Genomic DNA, 16,870 nt, shown 5'->3' with positions numbered 1-16,870 from the left:
GCTCAGCGGTAGCTGCGCAGAATGCGCTCGGCTTCGCGTTGCGCGTCCTTGAGCGCCTGCTCCGGCGTCTTGGCGCCGGTCAATGCGGCTTGCAGGCCATCGTTGAGCGCCTTGGTGACGCGCTGGTTCTCGTGCGTGGACAGCTCGGCCACCGCGTGCTTGAGCTGGTCGCGCGCCACGAGCGGTGCCGGGAACTCGGCCACATAGCGCTTCATCTCGGGCGTATCCCAGGCGGCCGGGCTCACCGCCACGTAGCCAGTGCCGATGGACCACTCGGCCGCCTTCTTCGGTGAGCTCATCCACTTGACGAATTTCAGCGCAGCCGCCTGCTGCTCGGGCGTGTTCTTCCTGAACAGGTAGAAGTTGCCGCCGCCGGTGGGCGAGCCCGGCTGCTTGCCGGCCGGGAGCATGGCCACGCCGAAGTCGAACTTGGCGTTGTTGCGGATGTTGGTCAGGTTGCCGGTGGTGGTCCAGATGATGGCCGCCTTGCGCTCGAAGAAGTCCTTGGGCGTGGTGCCCCATTCAACGATGCCAGGCGGATGGATCTGGTGCTTGCGCGACAGGTCGACCCAATACTGCAACGCCGCCACCGACGCAGGTTTGTCGAAGAAGGTCTGCGTGCCTTCGGCGTTCATCAACGCCACGTCGTTTTGCGTGGTGAAGGTCTGGAACAGCCAGTACGGAAAGCCCGACGACGGTACCTGCACGCCCCAGGTGGTGACGTTGCCACTCGCGTCACGGCGGGTCAGCTTCTTGCCCATGCTCACCAGCTCGTCCCAGTTGCGCGGCGGCTGGGTCGGGTCGAGGCCGGCTTCCTTGAAGAGCTCCTTGTTCCAGTACATCACCACGGTGGAGCGCTGGAACGGAATGCCCCAGGTCTTGCCGCCCGTCTGGCTGTTGGCCATGAAGCCAGGATAGAAGCTGTCGAACCAGGCCTTGTCGGCACCGGGCAGGCCGTCAAAGGGCACCACCGCCTGTTCGTCGATCAGGGTGTACATGTCGGTGGAAAGCAGCACAGCCACGTTGGGGGCGTCGCCGGCCTTCACGGCGGTCAACACCTTGGCAATCGTGTCCTGGTAGCTGCCGGCATAGACCGGCTTGATCTTGATGTCCGGGTTCTCTTTCTCGAACTCGGCGGCCATTCCGTCGATGAGCTTGGTCACCGGGCCGCCGACGGCCACCGGGTAGTAGAAGCTCAGGTCGACCGCCGCCGCGGGCAGTGCCGTGAGGGCGGCGGCCAGGCCCAGGCCGGCCGAGAGTCGGCTCATCACCGTAAAAGGGTGCTTCATGCGAGTTGCTCCAGGGTTGGGGAGTGAACGGAAGGGGGGGAGGGGACAAGCGAGGCGTCGGTGATCAGGCGACGTCCGCTTTCGGGATCGAAGTGGTGTTGGTGGCTGGCAGGCCAGTGCAGGTCGATGGCGTCGCCCGTGGCACAGGCGCTGCGCCCGGGCTGGCGCACGACGACGCGCGTGCTGGCGTCCGCCGTCGCGGCACACACCAGCATGGATTCGGCGCCGAGGTACTCGACGCTTTGCACGTGAACCTGCAATCGCGCGGACAGGTCATCGTCATGGCCGCACACACCGATGTGTTCGGGTCGCACGCCCACAGTGCTGGGTGCGCCCGCGTGGTTGGCCAGCAGCGCGGACGGCATCAGGTTCATGGCGGGTGCGCCGATGAAGGCCGCGGCAAAGGTGCTGGCGGGTTGCTCGTAGAGCTCGGCCGGCGTGCCCTGTTGTTCGACCCTGCCGTTGCGCATCAGCACCACGTGGTCAGCCATGGTCATGGCCTCGGTCTGGTCGTGGGTGACGTAGACCATCGTGATGCCCAGGCGGCGCTGCAGCGCGCGGATCTCGGTGCGCATCTGCTGGCGCAGCTGTGCGTCCAGGTTGGACAGTGGCTCGTCCATCAGGCACACCGGTGCGCGCGACACGATGGCCCGCCCGAGCGCAATGCGCTGCCGTTGCCCGCCCGAGAGTTGCGCAGGCTTGCGATCGAGCAGCCCGCTCAGACCCAGCAGCTCGGCCGCCTGCGCCAGCCGCGCCTCGCGCTCGGCGCGCGGCACGCGGCGCACCGCCAGACCAAAAACGATGTTCTCCGCGACGCTCAGGTGCGGAAACAGCGCGTAGCTCTGAAACACCATGGCCACCCCGCGCCGCGCCGGTGGCAGGTCGGTCACGTCCTGGCCGCCAATGTCGATGCGGCCGCTGTCGCAGGCCTCCAGCCCGGCAATCAGCCGCAGTGTGGTCGACTTGCCGCAGCCGGATGGCCCGAGCAGGGCGACGAAGCTCCCGGGCGCCACGCTCAGCGAGACGTCGTCCACCGCAGGGGCATTGCCCCACTGCTTGCGCACCTTCGTGAGGGTGATGCTGCTCATGCGAGTGCTGCCTCGTCGGTGGGGGCCGCCACATGCAGCGTGTTGCCGGCCGCGGCCAGCACCGGTGCAAACGCAGTGGGCGGCGCAGCGTCCAAGAACAGGTGCGCCACGTCACCCAACTGGCCGCCACGCGCCAGGGCCGAGCGGCCAAACTTGGTGACGTCGGCCACCAGCAGCGAGCTGCGGCAATGCGCCAGCATGGCCTGGCGCGCCATCACCTCGTCGGCGTCAAAGTCGAGCAGCGTGCCGTCGTCGTCGATGCCGGCCACGCCGAACACGGCGAAGTCGGTCTTGAACGACGAGAAGCATTGCGCGGCCGGCAAGCCAACCACATCGAGCTCGTCCGGGCGCAGCGTGCCACCGGCCAAGGTGATCTCGATGCCCGGGCAGCCCACCAGCACGTTGGCTGCATTCAGGCTGTTGGTCACCACCCGCAAATGGGCGTGTGTACGCAGCGCCATGGCCACCTGCTGCGGCGTGGTGCCGATGCCGATGGACATCGTGCTGCCGTTGGGAATGAAGGCCGCCACCGCCTGGGCAATGCGCCGCTTGCCCTCAAGCTGTTGCACCTGTCGACGCTGATACGGCAGGTTGTCGGTGGCCGCAGGCAGTCCCACGCCACCGTGGCGCCGCCGCAGCAGGCCTCTGTCACACAACTGGTTGACGCCGCGGCGTATGGTTTGCGGCGTCACGTCAAAACGGCGCGCCAGCTCGTCAATGCCCAGAAAGCCCTGGGCGGCGACGAGGTCCAGGATGTCGCGTTCACGTGAACTGAGCGGTGGCGTTGGCATGCGGCATTCGAACGATCGGTGGGTTCGTTCGAAAATCTAGGCCGCCGCTGTGACCCCTTTGTGACGCCAGGGGTGCGCCGCCAATCCGCTACCGGATGGGCGCCTTCACCAAAACTCTCCGTCAATTCCTAGGGTAATTCCCAGGATTCCCATGCATGAAAGTACGGATCGCACCCGAATGCGTACCGATTGGGTGCGGCGGCGTCGCCAGAATCCGTGCCCACGGTCCCGACGGCCGCTGTCCGATTCCGCTCAAACGACATGGAGACAAACGTGAAACCTCGCCTCTTATCCGTTCTCGCGGCGGCCGTGCTGGCCGCCGGTGCCGCACACGCGCAGACCGAGCTGGTCATTGCCACCGTGAACAACGGGCACATGATCGAGATGCAGAAACTCGGCAAGCATTTCGAGGCCGCCAACCCGGGCGTGAGGCTCAAGTGGGTGACGCTGGAAGAGGGTGTGCTGCGCCAGCGCGTGACCACCGACATCGCCACCAAGGGCGGCCAGTTCGACATCATGACCATCGGCCTGTACGAGGCGCCGATCTGGTCCAAGAAGGGCTGGCTCAAGCCCATTGCCACCGACGCGGCGTACGACGTCGACGACCTGCTGCCCGCCATCCGCAGCGGCCTGTCGCACGAAGGCAAGCTCTACGCCGCGCCGTTCTATGGCGAGAGCTCCATGCTGATGTACCGCAAGGACCTGGCCGACAAGGCCGGTGTGAGCTTCGCCGAGCGCCCGACCTGGTCGCAGGTGAAGGACTTCGCCGCCAAGGCGCACGACCCCAAGGCCGGGGTCTACGGCATCTGCCTGCGTGGCAAGCCGGGCTGGGGCGACAACATGGCGCTGTTGACCACCATGGTCAACACCTACGGTGGCCAGTGGTTCGACATGCAGTGGAAGCCGCAGATCGACACCAAGCCCTGGAAGGACGCGATCACCTTCTACGTTGACCTGATGAACAAGTACGGCCCGCCCGGCGCGTCGGCCAACAGCTTCAACGAGAACCTGGCCTTGTTCAACGAAGGCAAGTGCGCCATGTGGGTCGACGCCACCATCGCCGCTTCGTTCATCAGCGATCCCAAGCAGTCCAAGGTGGCCGACAAAGTGGCCTTCGCCCAGTCGCCGGTGGCGGTTACGCCCAAAGGCGCCAACTGGCTGTGGTCGTGGAACCTGGCCATCCCCGCCAGCAGCACCAAGGACGCCGCCGCGCAAGCCTTCATCAAGTGGGCCACCTCCAAGGACTACATCCAGCTGGTAGCCAAGGAAAACGGCTGGGCCGCGGTGCCGACCGGCACGCGCAAGTCGACCTACGCCAACCCAGAGTTCCAGAAGGTCGCCACCTTCGCCGCGGCCGAGATCAAGGCCATCGATTCGGCCAACCCGAACGACAGCACACTGCCCAAATCGCCCTACGTGGGTGTGCAGTACGCGGCGATCCCCGAGTTCCAGGCCATTGGCGTGGGCGTGGGGCAGCAGATGAGCGCGGCCCTGGCAGGTAAGGTCAGCGTGGCGCAGGCACTCAAGACGGCTCAGACCCTGGCCGAACGTGAAATGAAGAAGGCCGGCTACTACAAGTAAGCCGACCCGCTTCCCGCCTGTTTCCACGCTACCTCACCATGACCCGGCTGCTACCCAGAACCCTGATGGCGCCAGCGGTGATCGCGCTCCTGTTGTGGATGCTCGTTCCCCTGCTGATGACCATCTGGTTCTCGCTGGTCAACTACAACCTGCTGCAGCCGGGCGACCACCCCTTTGCGGGGTTGGCCAACTACGAGTACTTCATCACCGACCCCGACTTCTGGCCCGCGGTGAGCAACACGCTGCTGCTCATCGGCAGCGTGATCGTCATCACCGTGGTGCTGGGGGTGTTGCTGGCGCTGCTGGTCAACGACCCGTTCCCGGGTCGCGGCATCGTGCGGGTGCTGCTGATCTCGCCCTTCTTCGTCATGCCGGCGGTCAACGCCCTGCTGTGGAAGCACATGATGATGAACCCCATCTACGGGGTGCTGGCCAACCTGTGGAAGTTCTTCGGCCTGACGCCGGTGGACTGGCTCACCGATGTGCCCTTGTTCTCGGTCATCGTCATGGTGGCCTGGCAGTGGTTGCCCTTCGCCTGCCTGATCTTCATCACCTCGCTGCAGTCGCTCGATCGCGAGCAGATGGAGGCCGCGCGCATGGACGGGGCCAACGCTTTTCAGCGCTTCTTCTACCTGACGTTGCCCCACCTGGCGCGCCCGATGGCGGTAGTGATCATGATCGAGATGATCTTCCTGCTCAGCGTGTTCGCCGAAATCGCCATCACCACCGCGGGCGGTCCGGGCAACGAGAGCACCAACCTGACCTACCTGATCTTCAAGCAGTCGCTGATGAACTTTGACGTCGGTGTGGCGTCGGCGGGTGCCTTGTTCGCGGTGGTGTTGGCCAACATCGTTGCCGTGTTCCTCATCCGCATCATCGGCAAGAACCTGGACTGACCATGCAGAACAACGTCTGGTTCACGCTGCTGCGCACACTGCTGGCCTGGTGCGTGACGCTGCTGCTGTTCTTTCCGCTGGGCTGGCTGTTTCTGACCGCGTTCAAGACCGAGCTGCAGGCGATCGCCGTGCCGCCGCTGTTCGTGTTCGAGCCCACACTGGAAAACTTCAGCGAGGTACAGCGCCGCAGCGACTACCTGCTGTACGCGCGCAACTCGCTCATCACCAGCGTGGCCTCCACCGTCATCGGCCTGCTGATCGCCGCGCCCGCGGCGTACTCGATGGCCTTCTTTCGCACCAAGCGCACGCGCGACGTGCTGATGTGGATGCTGTCCACCAAGATGATGCCGGCCGTGGGTGCCCTGGTGCCCATCTACGTGCTGGCGCAGACCGCGGGCATGCTCGACTCGCTGAGCGCGCTCACCATCGTCTTCACGCTGTCCAACCTGCCCATCATGGTCTGGATGCTCTACACGAGCTACAAGGACATCCCCAACGAGATCCTCGAGGCCGCGCGCATGGACGGCGCCACGCTGTGGTCGGAGTTCCGCCACGTGGTGATGCCGTTGTCGGTGGGCGGCCTGGCATCCACCGGTCTGCTGTGCCTGGTGCTCAGCTGGAACGAGGCCTTCTGGGCGCTCAACCTCACCTCGGCCAAGGCCGGCACGCTGGCCACGCTGATCGCGTCGTACTCCAGCCCCGAAGGCCTGTTCTGGGCCAAGTTGTCCGCTGCCTCGCTGATGGCGATTGCGCCCATCGTGGTCTTCGGCTGGTTCAGCCAGAAGCAGCTGGTGCAAGGCCTCACGTTCGGCGCCGTCAAGTGAACACAGGAACCCCCGCATGGCCTACCTCGAGCTGAACGCCATCCACAAGCGCTTCGACGACGTGCACGTGATCCGTGGCGTCGACCTGCAGATCCAGCAAGGCGAGTTCATCGTCTTCGTGGGCCCGTCGGGTTGCGGCAAATCGACCATGCTGCGGCTCATCGCCGGCCTGGAATCCACCACCAGCGGCAGCCTGATGCTCGACGGTCGCGACATCACCCAGCTGCCGTCCGGCAAGCGCGACCTGGCCATGGTGTTCCAGAGCTACGCGCTCTACCCGCACATGAGCGTGTTCGACAACATGTCCTTCGCGCTCAAGCTGGCCGGCGTGCCGCGCGACGAGATCCGCCAGAAGGTCGAGCGCGCCGCGGCGCAACTCAACCTCACCCAGTACCTGACGCGCACGCCGCGCGAACTCTCGGGCGGGCAGCGCCAGCGCGTAGCCATCGGCCGCGCCATCGTGCGCGCGCCCAAGGTGTTTCTGTTCGACGAACCCCTGTCCAATCTCGACGCCGCACTGCGCGGCAACACCCGGGTGGAAATCCACAAGCTGCACGTGTCGCTGGGTGCCACGACGATCTACGTCACGCACGATCAGGTCGAAGCCATGACCCTTGCCGACCGTGTGGTGGTGTTCAAGGACGGTCTGATCGAGCAGGTCGGCACGCCGCTGGAACTCTACGACCGGCCCGCCAACCAATTCGTCGCGCAGTTCATTGGCATGCCGTCGATGAACATGGTCTCCGCCGACGCCATTCCGGCCTTCTCGGCCCGCGCCGGTGACCGGCTCACGCGCGACGGCTTTCTGGGCATTCGCCCGGAGGCGCTGCGCGTGGCCGCGCCCGCCGACGGTGGCCAGCCCGCCCGCGTCGATCTGATCGAAGCGCTGGGCGCGGACACGCTCATCCACGTCGACCTGAATGGCGTGCCGCTGGTGGTGCGCCAGAGCGAGCGCACCGCGCTGCGCGCTGGCGACGCGGTCGGTGTCGATCTCGACCCCGCGCAACTGCACCTGTTCGACAAGGCCGGTCAGGCCGTGGCCCACCCCGTTTCCGTTCAGTGATTGCCGCCGTGAACCTGCCGCCGCCCGCTTCCGAGTTCGTGATCCTGCACCTGGGTCTGGGCTCGTTTCACCGTGCCCATCAGGCGGTGTATCTCCAGCGGCTGATCGATTCGGGCGACCGTCGCTGGTCGTTTGCCAGCGGCAGCCTGCGCGGCGACATGGACGGCACGCTGGACGCCTTGCGCCAGCAGGGTGGCGCCTACACGCTGGAGACCGTCTCACCCGCAGGCGAGTACCGCTACGAGCAGATCGCTTCGATCCGTGAGGTGCTGCCGCGCACCGACGATCAGGCGGCCATCGTGGCGCGGGGCGCCCATCCCGCCACGCGCATCGTGTCCTTCACCGTCACCGAGGCGGGCTACTACCTGGATGACCAGCACCGCCTCGACCTGACCCACCCCGATCTGGCGGCCGATCTGCAGCGCGCACGGCAAGGCCAGGCGGGCAACACCATTTATGGCGCCTTTTGGGCGCTGCTGCGGGCGCGCCGCGACGCCAAGGCCGGCCCGCTGACCCTGCTCAACTGCGACAACCTGCGCCACAACGGTGAACGCGTGCGGGCCGGCTTGCTGGCCTTCATCGACCAAGTGGGCGACGCGTCGCTGGCCGACTGGGTGCGCAGCCAGACGACCTGCCCCAACGCCATGGTCGATCGCATCACGCCACGCCCACCGCCCGAGCTGCGCGAGCGCGTGCGGCAGGCCACCGGCCGCGACGACGCGGCGCCAGTCACCGCCGAACACTTCATCCAGTGGGTGATCGAAGATGACTTCATTGCGGGCCGTCCCGACTGGGCGACGGTGGGCGTGCAGATGGTGGCTTCGGTCGCACCCTATGAGGAGGCCAAGATCCGCATCCTCAACGCCAGCCACAGCTGCATCGCCTGGGCCGGCACCCTGGTCGGCCTGCAGTACATCCACGAAGGCACGGCGGTGCCGGCCATTCGGCAACTGGCGCACGACTACGTCACGCAGGACGTGATGCCCTGCCTGGATCGTCCCGACGCGCCCAGCCCGGTGGACCTGGCCGCCTACCGCGACGTGGTGCTTGACCGCTTTGCCAACCCCGCCATCCGCGACACCAACCAGCGCGTGGCCATGGACGGCTTTTCCAAGATCCCCGGCTTCATTGCCCCCACGGTGCGCGAGCGGTTGGCCCGCCAGGCGTCGATCGACGCCGTGGCGGTGTTGCCGGCGCTGTTTCTGGCCTTTCTGCGTTTGTGGCACCGGGGCCAGTTGCCCTACACCTACCAGGACCAGGGCATGGACCCGGCGGTGGCGCACGCGATCTGCGACGCCGACGATCCGGTGGACGCGCTGTGCCGCGACCGCGGCCTGTGGGGCGATGTGGCGGGCGACGCCCGCCTGGTTGACGCGGTGCGGCGCGCCGGCGTGCGCGCGGGCGCCGTGGTGCAATCACTGACAGTGGCATGAGCCAGCGCCTGTTGCGCCGCCATGTGCTCATCACCGGCGGCGGTGGTGGCATCGGTCTGGCCATCGCCGAGTCCTGCATCGCCGAAGGGGCCCGCGTTACCGTGGTCGATCTCGCGCCCACGCCGCCGCAGGCGGTGCTGGCGCTGCAGTCGACCCACGCTGCCGCGTTGCGCTATGTGGCCGCCGACATCACCGACACCGCCGACGTGCGCCGCATGTTGGCCGAGGCGCAGTCGCACGCCGGCCCGGTGCACACGCTGATCAACAACGCGGCGGTGTTCGATCTGGCGCCTTTGCTCGAGTGCGACGAGGCCTCCTTCGACCGCCTGTTCAACATCAACGTCAAGGCCATGTTCTTCGTCATGCAGGCGCTGCTGCGCCACATGGTGCAGGCCGCCACACCGGGGGCGTCGGTGATCAACATGGCCTCACAGGCCGGTCGGCGCGGCGAAGCGCTCGTGGCGCACTACTGCGCCACCAAGGCCGCGGTCATCAGCTACACCCAGAGCGCGGCGCTGGCCATGGCGCCCCACGGCATCCGGGTCAACGCCATCTCGCCCGGCGTGGTCGACACCCCGATGTGGGACCAGGTCGACGCCCTGTTTGCGCGGCACGAGCAACTCTCGCCCGGCGAGAAGAAGCGGCGCGTCGGCGCGGCGGTGCCGCTGGGCCGCATGGGCGTGCCGCGCGACATCGCGGGCGCGGCCGTGTTCCTCGCCAGTGACGAGGCACGCTACATCACCGCGCAGACGCTCAATGTCGACGGTGGCAACGTGATGAGTTGAAGGGTCCCCAGCCCTATCGCGCGAGCGCTTGCGCAGCGGACGCGTGGCGGGCAGACTGCACCGACACACCATGACCAGCAAGACATCTTCCGTGCCCCGCCAGCTGCGGCCCGAGCTGGAGAGCGAATACGCGCGTTCGCCCGATCTGGGCTACGAGCCTCCGGGCGACGTTGGTTTCGTGCGCTGCCTGTCGCACGGGTTTCCCACGCCGCTGGCGCGCTGGCACTACCACGACGAATACGAGCTGCACCTCATCACCGCCACCTCGGGCAAGCTGTTCGTGGGCGACTGGATCGGCCCTTTCCAGCCGGGCCAACTGGTGCTCACCGGCCCGCGCCTGCCCCACAACTGGGTCAGCATGGACCTGCCCGAAGGCGGTGTGGCGCTGCGCGACCTGGTGATCCAGTTTGCGCACGAGCCGCTGGCCCGCGCCAGCGAGACCATTCCGGAGCTGGCCGATGTGCTGCCCATGCTGGAGCGCGCGCGCCATGGCATCGAGTTCTTCGGCCTGTCCGAGGCGGCCGAGGCGCACTGGTACCGCATCAAGGGATCGCGCGGGCTGCGGCGCTTCACCGCCTTCTGCGACTTCATGGCCGATCTGGCGGCCAGTACCGACTACCGGCTGCTGTCTTCGGTGCAGCTGCAAAGCGACGACGACGCGGCCGAGCTCGACCAGATCGATGCCGTGGTCAGTCGCATCACCGATCACCTGGCGGACGAGCATTCGGTGGCTGCGCTGGCGGCCGAACTTGGCATGAGCGAGAGCCGCTTCAGCCGCTTTTTCCGGCGCGCCACGGGCAACACCTTCACCGACTTCGTCAACCGCGTGCGCATCAGCCGTGCCTGCCAGTTGCTCATGGACACCGAACAGCAGATCACGCACATCTGCTACGAGGTGGGCTACAACAACGTGGCCAACTTCAACCGCCGCTTTCTCGAAATCAAAGGCATGACGCCGTCCGAGTTCCGACGGCAGTCGCTCAACCGCTTTCGCGGCGCGGCCTGAGCGCAGCGGCCAACCCTGACCCCCTCCCATGTTTCTCGGCCTCGACCTCGGCACGTCCGAACTCAAGGCGCTGCTGCTGTCGCCCTCGCACGAGGTGATCGCAACGGCGCACGCGCCGCTGTCGGTGCAGCACCCTCAGCCGCTGTGGGCCGAGCAGGCACCGGCCGACTGGTGGCGCGCGCTGGAAGACGTGATGGGCCAGTTGCAACGCGCGCATGCCCCGGCGATGGCGCAGGTGCAGGGCCTGGGCCTGTCGGGGCAGATGCACGGCGCGGTGCTGCTCGGCCAGGCGGGCGAGGTGTTGCGCCCCGCCATCCTGTGGAACGACGGACGCAGCGCCGACCAGTGCGCGCAACTGCAGCGCCTGGTGCCCCAGTTGAGCGACATCACGGGCAACCTGGCCATGCCCGGCTTCACCGCGCCCAAGCTGCTGTGGGTGCGTGCGAACGAGCCGGAACTGTTTGCCCGCACGCAGCGCGTGTTGCTGCCCAAGGACTGGCTGCGGCTCAAGCTCACTGGCGAGGCGGTGAGCGACATGTCGGATGCCGCCGGCACCCTGTGGCTCGACACCGCGCGCCGCGACTGGTCGGACCGGATGCTGGCCGCGTGTGGTCTGAATCGATCGCACATGCCGCGCCTGGTGGAGGGCAGCGCCTTGTCCGCGCAGGTGTTGCCGCAGCTGTGCGCACGCTGGGGTCTGCCGGCGCAGGTGGCGGTGGCCGGCGGGGCGGGCGACAACGCCGCCAGCGCCATGGGTCTGGGGCTGGTCGAACCCGGTCAGGGCTTCGTGTCGCTGGGCACCTCGGGCGTGGTCTTCGTGGTCGGTGAGCGCTTCGCGCCCGACCCGGCCCATGCGGTGCACGCGTTCTGCCACGCGGTGCCGCAGCGCTGGCACCAGATGAGCGTGATGCTCAGCGCTGCCAGCGCCGTCACCTGGGCGGCCTCGCGACTCGGCTACGCCGACGAGGCCGCCTTGCTGGCCGACGCCGCCACGCTGACACCGCAGCAACAGGCGCAGGCACCGATGTTCCTGCCGTACCTGAGCGGCGAGCGCTCGCCGCACAACGATCCGCAGGCGCGTGCGGCCTGGCTGGGCATGACGGCCGCGCACACGCGGGCCGACCTGGCCTGGGCAGTGGTCGAAGGCGTGAGCTTCGGTCTGCGCGATGGTCTGCTGACCCTGGGCGGCCCCATCGACAACAGGGGGCTGGCCCTGGTGGGGGGTGGCGCGCGCAGTTTGTGGTGGGGGCAGGTGCTCAGCGATGTGCTGGGCCTGCCGCTGTGGCGCCCGGCGCACGCCGGCGTGGCCGCGGCCATGGGTGCGGCGCGGCTGGGCTGGCTCGCTGCGGGTGGCGACATCGCCGAGGTCTGCCGCCCGGTTGCTGCGGCTTCGACGCTGCAGCCGGATCGCGACGCCCACGCCCGCCACCTGTTGCGCCATGCGCGCTGGCGCGCGATGTACGCCGGCGCGGCGCGCGCGCCCGGTCCAGCCGTCTGACACACACTTGCGATTCGCCAACCCACAACCCCACAGTCCCCATGTTCATCGTCTGCGGTGAGGCCCTCTTCGACGTCTTTGCGCAAACCGCCACGCCCACCGGCTTCGCGCTGGACGCGCGCATCGGTGGCGCGCCCTTCAACCTGGCGGTGGGGCTGGCGCGCATGGCACAGCCGGTGGCCATGCTCACCACCTTGTCGCGCGGCTTTCTGGGCGAACGCCTGTTGCAGACGCTGCTGGACGAAGGCGTGTCGACCGCGCTGGTGCAGCGCAGCGACGCGGCGACCACGCTCAGCCTCGTTGGCACCGACGCGGCTGGTGTGCCCGCCTATGCGTTCTACGGTGAAGGCTGCGCGGATCGCCTGCTGCAGGTGCCGACCACGCTGCCCGCGGATGCGCGCGTGCTGTGCCTGGGTTCGTACACCACGGTGGTGGGCGAGGTGGCGGTCAGCTTGCGCGCCCTGGTCGCGCGCGAGCGCCCCAACGTGCTCATTGCCTACGACCCCAACATCCGCCGCAACGTGGTCGACGACGTCGCGGTGTGGCGCACGCAGATCGACTGGATGCTGCCGCACACCGATGTGCTCAAACTCAGTGACGAAGACCTGCGCCTGATCGACGGCGGCGACCCGGACCGCTTTGCGCAGCAGGCCATTGCGCAGGGCGTCTCGCTGGTGTTGCTCACCCGCGGTGCCGCCGGCGCGACCGCCTGGACGTCGAGCCAGCGCTGCGAGGTGACGGCGCCAGCGACGCAGGTCATCGACACCGTGGGCGCGGGCGACACCTTTCAGGCCGCGGCGCTCGCCTGGTTGGCCGAGCACGAGGCGCTGCGGGTGGAGCGCCTGCGTTCGCTGAGCGGGGACGCGTTGCGGTCTCTGCTGGGCTTCGCGGTCCAGGCCGCGGCCATTACCTGTGCGCGCCGCGGTGCCGATCTGCCGCGGCGCGCGCAGTTGCCAGCGGCCTGATCGGGCGCAGCCGCTCAGAGCAGCATCGGAAACCGCTGCCGCGAACGCTCCAGCTCCGGCAGCAGCTTGTCCACGATGGTGTTGGCGTCCATGCGGCTGGTCGCCACCGACAGGCTCATGGCCGCCACCACCGTGCCTTGCGCATCGCGGATGGGTACCGCGATCGAGCGCAGGCCGACCTCCAGTTCCTGATCGCACAGCGCGAAACCCTGACGCTGTGCCATGTCGATCTGCTGCACGATCTTGGGCACGCTGGTGATCGACTTGGGCGTGAGGGCCGGGCGGCTCATGCGGTTGAGCATGAAACGCACCCAGTCGCGCGGCTGGCCACCCAGCAGCACGCGGCCTGTCGCGCTGGCAAACGCGGGTAGACGCGCACCGACACCCAGGCCCACCGACAGGCTGCGCCGGTGCGTCGCGCGCGCCACAAACACCACCTCCTGCGCATCGAGCACCGCCATCGATGCCGACTCCTTCGTTCGCTCGGCCAGGGTTTCGAGGATGGGTTGCGCGATGCGGGTGAGCTGATCCGATACCACGAAGGCTTCGCCCAACCGCAGGGTGCGCGCGGCCAGGCGGAACTGACGACCGCTTTGCGCCGCATAGCCCAGGCGACACAAAGTGAGCAATGACCGTCGCACCGAGGCCTTGGTGTTGCCGGTGAGCTCGGCCAGCTCGCTCAGTGTGGCGCTGCCGCGCAATTGACCAAAGGCCTCGATGAGGGCCAACCCCTTCTCAAGCGCCATCACGTACTCGCGATCATCGATGGCCGATGTGTCTTCGCGGGTTCTGGCTTTGGTGGTGTTGATGGCTGGAGTTCGCATAGCGAACATTTTGTGCGTTTTGTTTGACCCTGATCAAGCCCCAAACCTAGACTGCCCGCAGTGGTCGATAGCCACGCACACCCACGACAACCCGATGAGTAGAGGACAGACAATGACCGTTCGCATTCGATTGACCCGGCGCCAGGTGGCGCTGTCGTCCCTGGCCTGCATGGCCGCCGCCCTGGTGCCTGCGCAGGCGCTGGCGCAGAAGCCGGTGTCCGACAAGCTGTTGCGGCTGGTGGTGCCGTTCCCGGCGGGTGGCACGGCCGACGTGCTGCCGCGCATCCTGGCCGAGAAGATGCGCGACGCATTCCCCGCCGGCATCGTGGTCGAGAACAAGACCGGTGCGGGCGGCAACATCGGCGGCGAGTTCGTGGCGCGTTCGGAGCCCGATGGCAGCACCTTGCTGGTGTCGCCCCCGGGCCCCATTGCGATCAACCACCACCTGTACAAGTCGATGACCTTCGACCCCACCAAGTGGGTGCCGGTCACGGTGGTGGCCTCGGTGCCCAACGTGCTCGGTGTCAGCAGCAAGGTGCCGGCCAACAACCTGGCCGAGTTCATCGCCTACCTCAAGGCCAATCCCGACAAGGTCACCTATGCCTCGCAGGGCAACGGCTCGACCTCGCACCTGACCGCCAACCTGTTCATGCAGCTCACCGGGACGAAGATGGTCCACGTGCCTTATCGGGGCACGGCGCCGGCGCTCACCGATCTGGTGGCGGGCCAGGTGGATGTGTTCTTCGACAACATCGCGTCCTCGGCGCAGTACCACACCGCTGGCCGCATCAAGGTGCTGGCGGTCGCTGACAGCAAGCGTTCCAACGCGCTGCCGCAGGTGCCGACCTTCACTGAGCTGCAGTTGCCGGCGATGCAGGCGGTCACCTTCTTCAGCGTGGTCGCGCCGCCCGGCACGCCGATGCCGGTGGTGCAGCAGATCCAGCAGCAGTTCGCCGCCGCCCTGGCCTTGCCCGAGGTGCGTCAGAAGTTTGCGGCCCAGGGCGCCGATCCGGGTGGTCAGTCGCCGCAGGACACCGCCACCTTCATCCGGGGTGAATCGGAGAAGTGGGCCCGCGTGATCAAGACCGCCAACGTCACCATCGACTGAACGAAGTTTTCCCATGCAAGTGCAGACCATCCGCTGGGCCGACCGGCTCAGCCGCGTGCCCTTTGACGTCTACGCCGATGCCGATGTGCACCAGCAGGAACAGGCGCGCATCTTTCACGGGCCGAGCTGGCACTACCTGTGCCTCGAGGCCGAGCTGGGCGAGGCGGGTCAGTACCGCACCACCTTCATCGGCGGGACGCCGGTGGTGGTGGTGCGCGACAGTGACGGCGAGATCTACGGCTTCGAGAACCGTTGTGCGCACCGCGGCGCGCTGATTGCGCTGGAGAAGGCCGGGCGGGCCGACAGCTTCCAGTGCGTGTACCACGCCTGGAGCTACAACCGCCAGGGTGACCTCACCGGCGTGGCCTTCGAGCAGGGGGTGAAGGGGCAGGGCGGCATGCCGCCGCACTTCTGCAAGCAGGACCACGGCCCGCGCAAGCTGCGCATTGCCAGCTACTGCGGCCTGGTGTTCGGCAGCTTCAGCGACGAGGTGCCGCCGATCGAGGAGTACCTCGGCGACGACATCTGTGCGCGCATCGAACGCGTGCTGCACAAACCGGTCAAGGTCATCGGGCGCTTCACCCAGGCCCTGCCCAACGACTGGAAGCTCTATGTGGAGAACGTGCGCGACAGCTACCACGCCAGCCTGTTGCACCTGTTTTTCACCACCTTCGAGATCAACCGCCTCTCGCAAAAGGGCGGTGTCATCGTCGACGAATCGGGTGGCAACCATGTGAGCTACTCGATGATCGATCCGGCCGCCAAGGACGCGTCGTACAAGGAACAAGGCCTGCGCTCTGACCACGATCGCTACCGCCTGAAGGACCCGAGCCTGCTGGCGGGCTTCGACGAATGGCCGGACGGCATCACGCTGCAGATCCTCTCGGTGTTCCCCGGCTTTGTGCTGCAGCAGATCCAGAACTGCCTCGCGGTTCGGCAGGTGCTGCCCAAGGGGCCGGATCGCAGTGAGCTCAACTGGGTCTATCTGGGCTTCGAGGACGACACGCCCGAGCAGACCCGGGTGCGACTGAAGCAGTGCAACCTCGTCGGGCCGGCGGGCTTCATCTCGATGGAGGACGGCGCGGTGGGCGGTTTCGTGCAACGCGGCATTGCGGGAGCGCAGGGGCTGGACGCCGTCATCGAGATGGGGGGCGACACCGTGGCTTCCGGTGAGGGGCGCGCCACCGAAACCTCGGTGCGTGGCTTCTGGAAGGCCTACCGCCAGCACATGGGGGTGGCAGCGTGATCGACCTGACCAGCGTGCTGGCGTTCAACGCCGCGTATGCCGACGCCATCGACAGCGACCACCTGGAAGAGTGGCCCGACTTCTTCACCCCCGACGCGCACTACCGCGTCACGCACATCGAGAACGAGCAGCAAGGCTTGCCGGCAGGCGTCATCTGGGCCGACTCGCGTGACATGCTGATCGATCGTGTGGCCGCGCTGCGCGAGGCCAACGTGTACGAACGCCAGCGCTACCGGCACCTGCTGGGCGTGCCGGTGCTGGGCGAGTCGCAGCCGGGTGGCCTCTCTGCGCGCACGCCCTTCATGGTGGCGCGCATCATGGCCACCGGTGAGACGGTGCTGTTTGCCTCGGGCGTGTACCGCGATCGCTTCGTGCGGGCGCAAGGCCGGCTGCTGCTGGCCGAACGCGTGGCGGTGTGCGACAGCACCGTGACCGACACCTTGATGGCCCTGCCGCTGTAGTCCGGAGGTCAT

16 protein-coding genes are annotated in these 16,870 nt (G+C 67.4%); 12 read left to right on the top strand and 4 right to left on the bottom strand.

The window, feature by feature from the left end; all coding sequences use genetic code 11:
* Positions 1-2: 2 nt before the first annotated feature.
* Genes KF871_RS05830 through KF871_RS05820 form a run of 3 tightly spaced genes read right to left on the bottom strand, consistent with a single transcriptional unit; the run spans position 3 to position 3,168 of the window.
* On the bottom strand, positions 3-1,289 hold the full coding sequence (locus KF871_RS05830) for an ABC transporter substrate-binding protein (RefSeq protein ID WP_291139532.1): 1,287 nt from the start codon (positions 1,287-1,289) through the stop codon (positions 3-5).
* The gene (locus KF871_RS05825; protein WP_291139529.1) at positions 1,286-2,377 is read right to left on the bottom strand and encodes an ABC transporter ATP-binding protein; all 1,092 of its coding nucleotides are present in this window, start codon (positions 2,375-2,377) and stop codon (positions 1,286-1,288) included. The genes KF871_RS05830 and KF871_RS05825 overlap by 4 nt, the downstream gene beginning before the upstream one ends.
* Positions 2,374-3,168, bottom strand: a complete 795-nt coding sequence (locus KF871_RS05820; protein ID WP_291139526.1) for a DeoR/GlpR family DNA-binding transcription regulator — start codon at positions 3,166-3,168, stop codon at positions 2,374-2,376. Before KF871_RS05820 ends, KF871_RS05825 begins: the two co-directional genes overlap by 4 nt.
* A 273-nt stretch (positions 3,169-3,441) precedes the next feature.
* Between KF871_RS05820 and KF871_RS05815 the strand changes: the two genes are divergently transcribed.
* From KF871_RS05815 to KF871_RS05775, 9 genes are all read left to right on the top strand, one after another.
* Positions 3,442-4,749 (top strand): sugar ABC transporter substrate-binding protein, encoded by a 1,308-nt coding sequence (locus KF871_RS05815; protein ID WP_291139523.1) that lies wholly within the window; start codon positions 3,442-3,444, stop codon positions 4,747-4,749.
* A gap of 38 nt (positions 4,750-4,787) precedes the next feature.
* Positions 4,788-5,645 carry a carbohydrate ABC transporter permease gene (locus KF871_RS05810; protein WP_291139519.1) on the top strand — a complete coding sequence of 286 codons (858 nt, stop codon included), beginning with the start codon at positions 4,788-4,790 and terminating at the stop codon, positions 5,643-5,645.
* A gap of 2 nt (positions 5,646-5,647) precedes the next feature.
* Entirely contained in the window at positions 5,648-6,469 is an 822-nt protein-coding gene (locus tag KF871_RS05805; RefSeq protein WP_291139516.1) for a carbohydrate ABC transporter permease, read from the top strand.
* A 16-nt stretch (positions 6,470-6,485) separates the two neighbouring features.
* Positions 6,486-7,532, top strand: coding sequence for an ABC transporter ATP-binding protein (locus KF871_RS05800; RefSeq protein WP_291139513.1), 1,047 nt, complete (start codon positions 6,486-6,488; stop codon positions 7,530-7,532).
* Between the two features lie 41 nt (positions 7,533-7,573).
* Positions 7,574-8,965 carry a D-arabinitol 4-dehydrogenase gene (gene dalD, locus KF871_RS05795; RefSeq protein ID WP_291139885.1) on the top strand — a complete coding sequence of 464 codons (1,392 nt, stop codon included), beginning with the start codon at positions 7,574-7,576 and terminating at the stop codon, positions 8,963-8,965.
* Complete coding sequence (locus KF871_RS05790; RefSeq protein ID WP_291139511.1) at positions 8,962-9,750, top strand: L-iditol 2-dehydrogenase; 789 nt, start codon at positions 8,962-8,964, stop codon at positions 9,748-9,750. Before dalD ends, KF871_RS05790 begins: the two co-directional genes overlap by 4 nt.
* 70 nt (positions 9,751-9,820) lie before the next feature.
* The gene (locus KF871_RS05785) at positions 9,821-10,756 is read left to right on the top strand and encodes an AraC family transcriptional regulator (protein WP_291139508.1); all 936 of its coding nucleotides are present in this window, start codon (positions 9,821-9,823) and stop codon (positions 10,754-10,756) included.
* A 28-nt stretch (positions 10,757-10,784) separates the two neighbouring features.
* A complete protein-coding gene (gene xylB / locus KF871_RS05780; protein ID WP_291139505.1) occupies positions 10,785-12,254 on the top strand; it encodes a xylulokinase in 1,470 nt (489 codons plus the stop codon).
* Positions 12,255-12,295: 41 nt separating this feature from the next.
* Complete coding sequence (locus tag KF871_RS05775) at positions 12,296-13,219, top strand: carbohydrate kinase (RefSeq protein WP_291139502.1); 924 nt, start codon at positions 12,296-12,298, stop codon at positions 13,217-13,219.
* Between the two features lie 14 nt (positions 13,220-13,233).
* Here KF871_RS05775 and KF871_RS05770 read toward each other — a convergent pair whose 3' ends face one another.
* Complete coding sequence (locus tag KF871_RS05770) at positions 13,234-14,043, bottom strand: IclR family transcriptional regulator C-terminal domain-containing protein (protein ID WP_291139499.1); 810 nt, start codon at positions 14,041-14,043, stop codon at positions 13,234-13,236.
* Between the two features lie 112 nt (positions 14,044-14,155).
* Between KF871_RS05770 and KF871_RS05765 the strand changes: the two genes are divergently transcribed.
* The 3 genes from KF871_RS05765 to KF871_RS05755 are packed head-to-tail and all read left to right on the top strand — an operon-like array spanning position 14,156 to position 16,858.
* A complete protein-coding gene (locus KF871_RS05765; protein WP_291139496.1) occupies positions 14,156-15,151 on the top strand; it encodes a tripartite tricarboxylate transporter substrate binding protein in 996 nt (331 codons plus the stop codon).
* A 13-nt stretch (positions 15,152-15,164) separates the two neighbouring features.
* On the top strand, positions 15,165-16,397 hold the full coding sequence (locus KF871_RS05760) for an aromatic ring-hydroxylating dioxygenase subunit alpha (protein ID WP_291139493.1): 1,233 nt from the start codon (positions 15,165-15,167) through the stop codon (positions 16,395-16,397).
* Positions 16,394-16,858: an aromatic-ring-hydroxylating dioxygenase subunit beta gene (locus KF871_RS05755; RefSeq protein WP_291139490.1), complete on the top strand. Its 465-nt coding sequence runs from the start codon at positions 16,394-16,396 to the stop codon at positions 16,856-16,858. Before KF871_RS05760 ends, KF871_RS05755 begins: the two co-directional genes overlap by 4 nt.
* The last annotated feature ends 12 nt before the right edge of the window (positions 16,859-16,870 follow it).

The sequence above is a fragment of the Hydrogenophaga sp. genome (genome assembly GCF_019635465.1).
Taxonomy (GTDB): Bacteria; Pseudomonadota; Gammaproteobacteria; order Burkholderiales; family Burkholderiaceae_C; genus Hydrogenophaga.
This window is presented reverse-complemented; position numbering and strand designations above follow the sequence as displayed.

Excerpts from the sequence above, each read along its gene's own strand:
- KF871_RS05830 (WP_291139532.1), bottom strand. The coding sequence starts at position 1,289 with ATGAAGCACCCTTTTACGGTGATGAGCCGACTCTCGGCCGGCCTGGGC.
- KF871_RS05825 (WP_291139529.1), bottom strand. The coding sequence starts at position 2,377 with ATGAGCAGCATCACCCTCACGAAGGTGCGCAAGCAGTGGGGCAATGCC.
- KF871_RS05820 (WP_291139526.1), bottom strand. The coding sequence starts at position 3,168 with ATGCCAACGCCACCGCTCAGTTCACGTGAACGCGACATCCTGGACCTC.
- KF871_RS05810 (WP_291139519.1), top strand. The coding sequence starts at position 4,788 with ATGACCCGGCTGCTACCCAGAACCCTGATGGCGCCAGCGGTGATCGCG.
- KF871_RS05805 (WP_291139516.1), top strand. The coding sequence starts at position 5,648 with ATGCAGAACAACGTCTGGTTCACGCTGCTGCGCACACTGCTGGCCTGG.
- KF871_RS05800 (WP_291139513.1), top strand. The coding sequence starts at position 6,486 with ATGGCCTACCTCGAGCTGAACGCCATCCACAAGCGCTTCGACGACGTG.
- KF871_RS05790 (WP_291139511.1), top strand. The coding sequence starts at position 8,962 with ATGAGCCAGCGCCTGTTGCGCCGCCATGTGCTCATCACCGGCGGCGGT.
- KF871_RS05785 (WP_291139508.1), top strand. The coding sequence starts at position 9,821 with ATGACCAGCAAGACATCTTCCGTGCCCCGCCAGCTGCGGCCCGAGCTG.
- xylB (WP_291139505.1), top strand. The coding sequence starts at position 10,785 with ATGTTTCTCGGCCTCGACCTCGGCACGTCCGAACTCAAGGCGCTGCTG.
- KF871_RS05775 (WP_291139502.1), top strand. The coding sequence starts at position 12,296 with ATGTTCATCGTCTGCGGTGAGGCCCTCTTCGACGTCTTTGCGCAAACC.
- KF871_RS05770 (WP_291139499.1), bottom strand. The coding sequence starts at position 14,043 with ATGCGAACTCCAGCCATCAACACCACCAAAGCCAGAACCCGCGAAGAC.
- KF871_RS05765 (WP_291139496.1), top strand. The coding sequence starts at position 14,156 with ATGACCGTTCGCATTCGATTGACCCGGCGCCAGGTGGCGCTGTCGTCC.
- KF871_RS05760 (WP_291139493.1), top strand. The coding sequence starts at position 15,165 with ATGCAAGTGCAGACCATCCGCTGGGCCGACCGGCTCAGCCGCGTGCCC.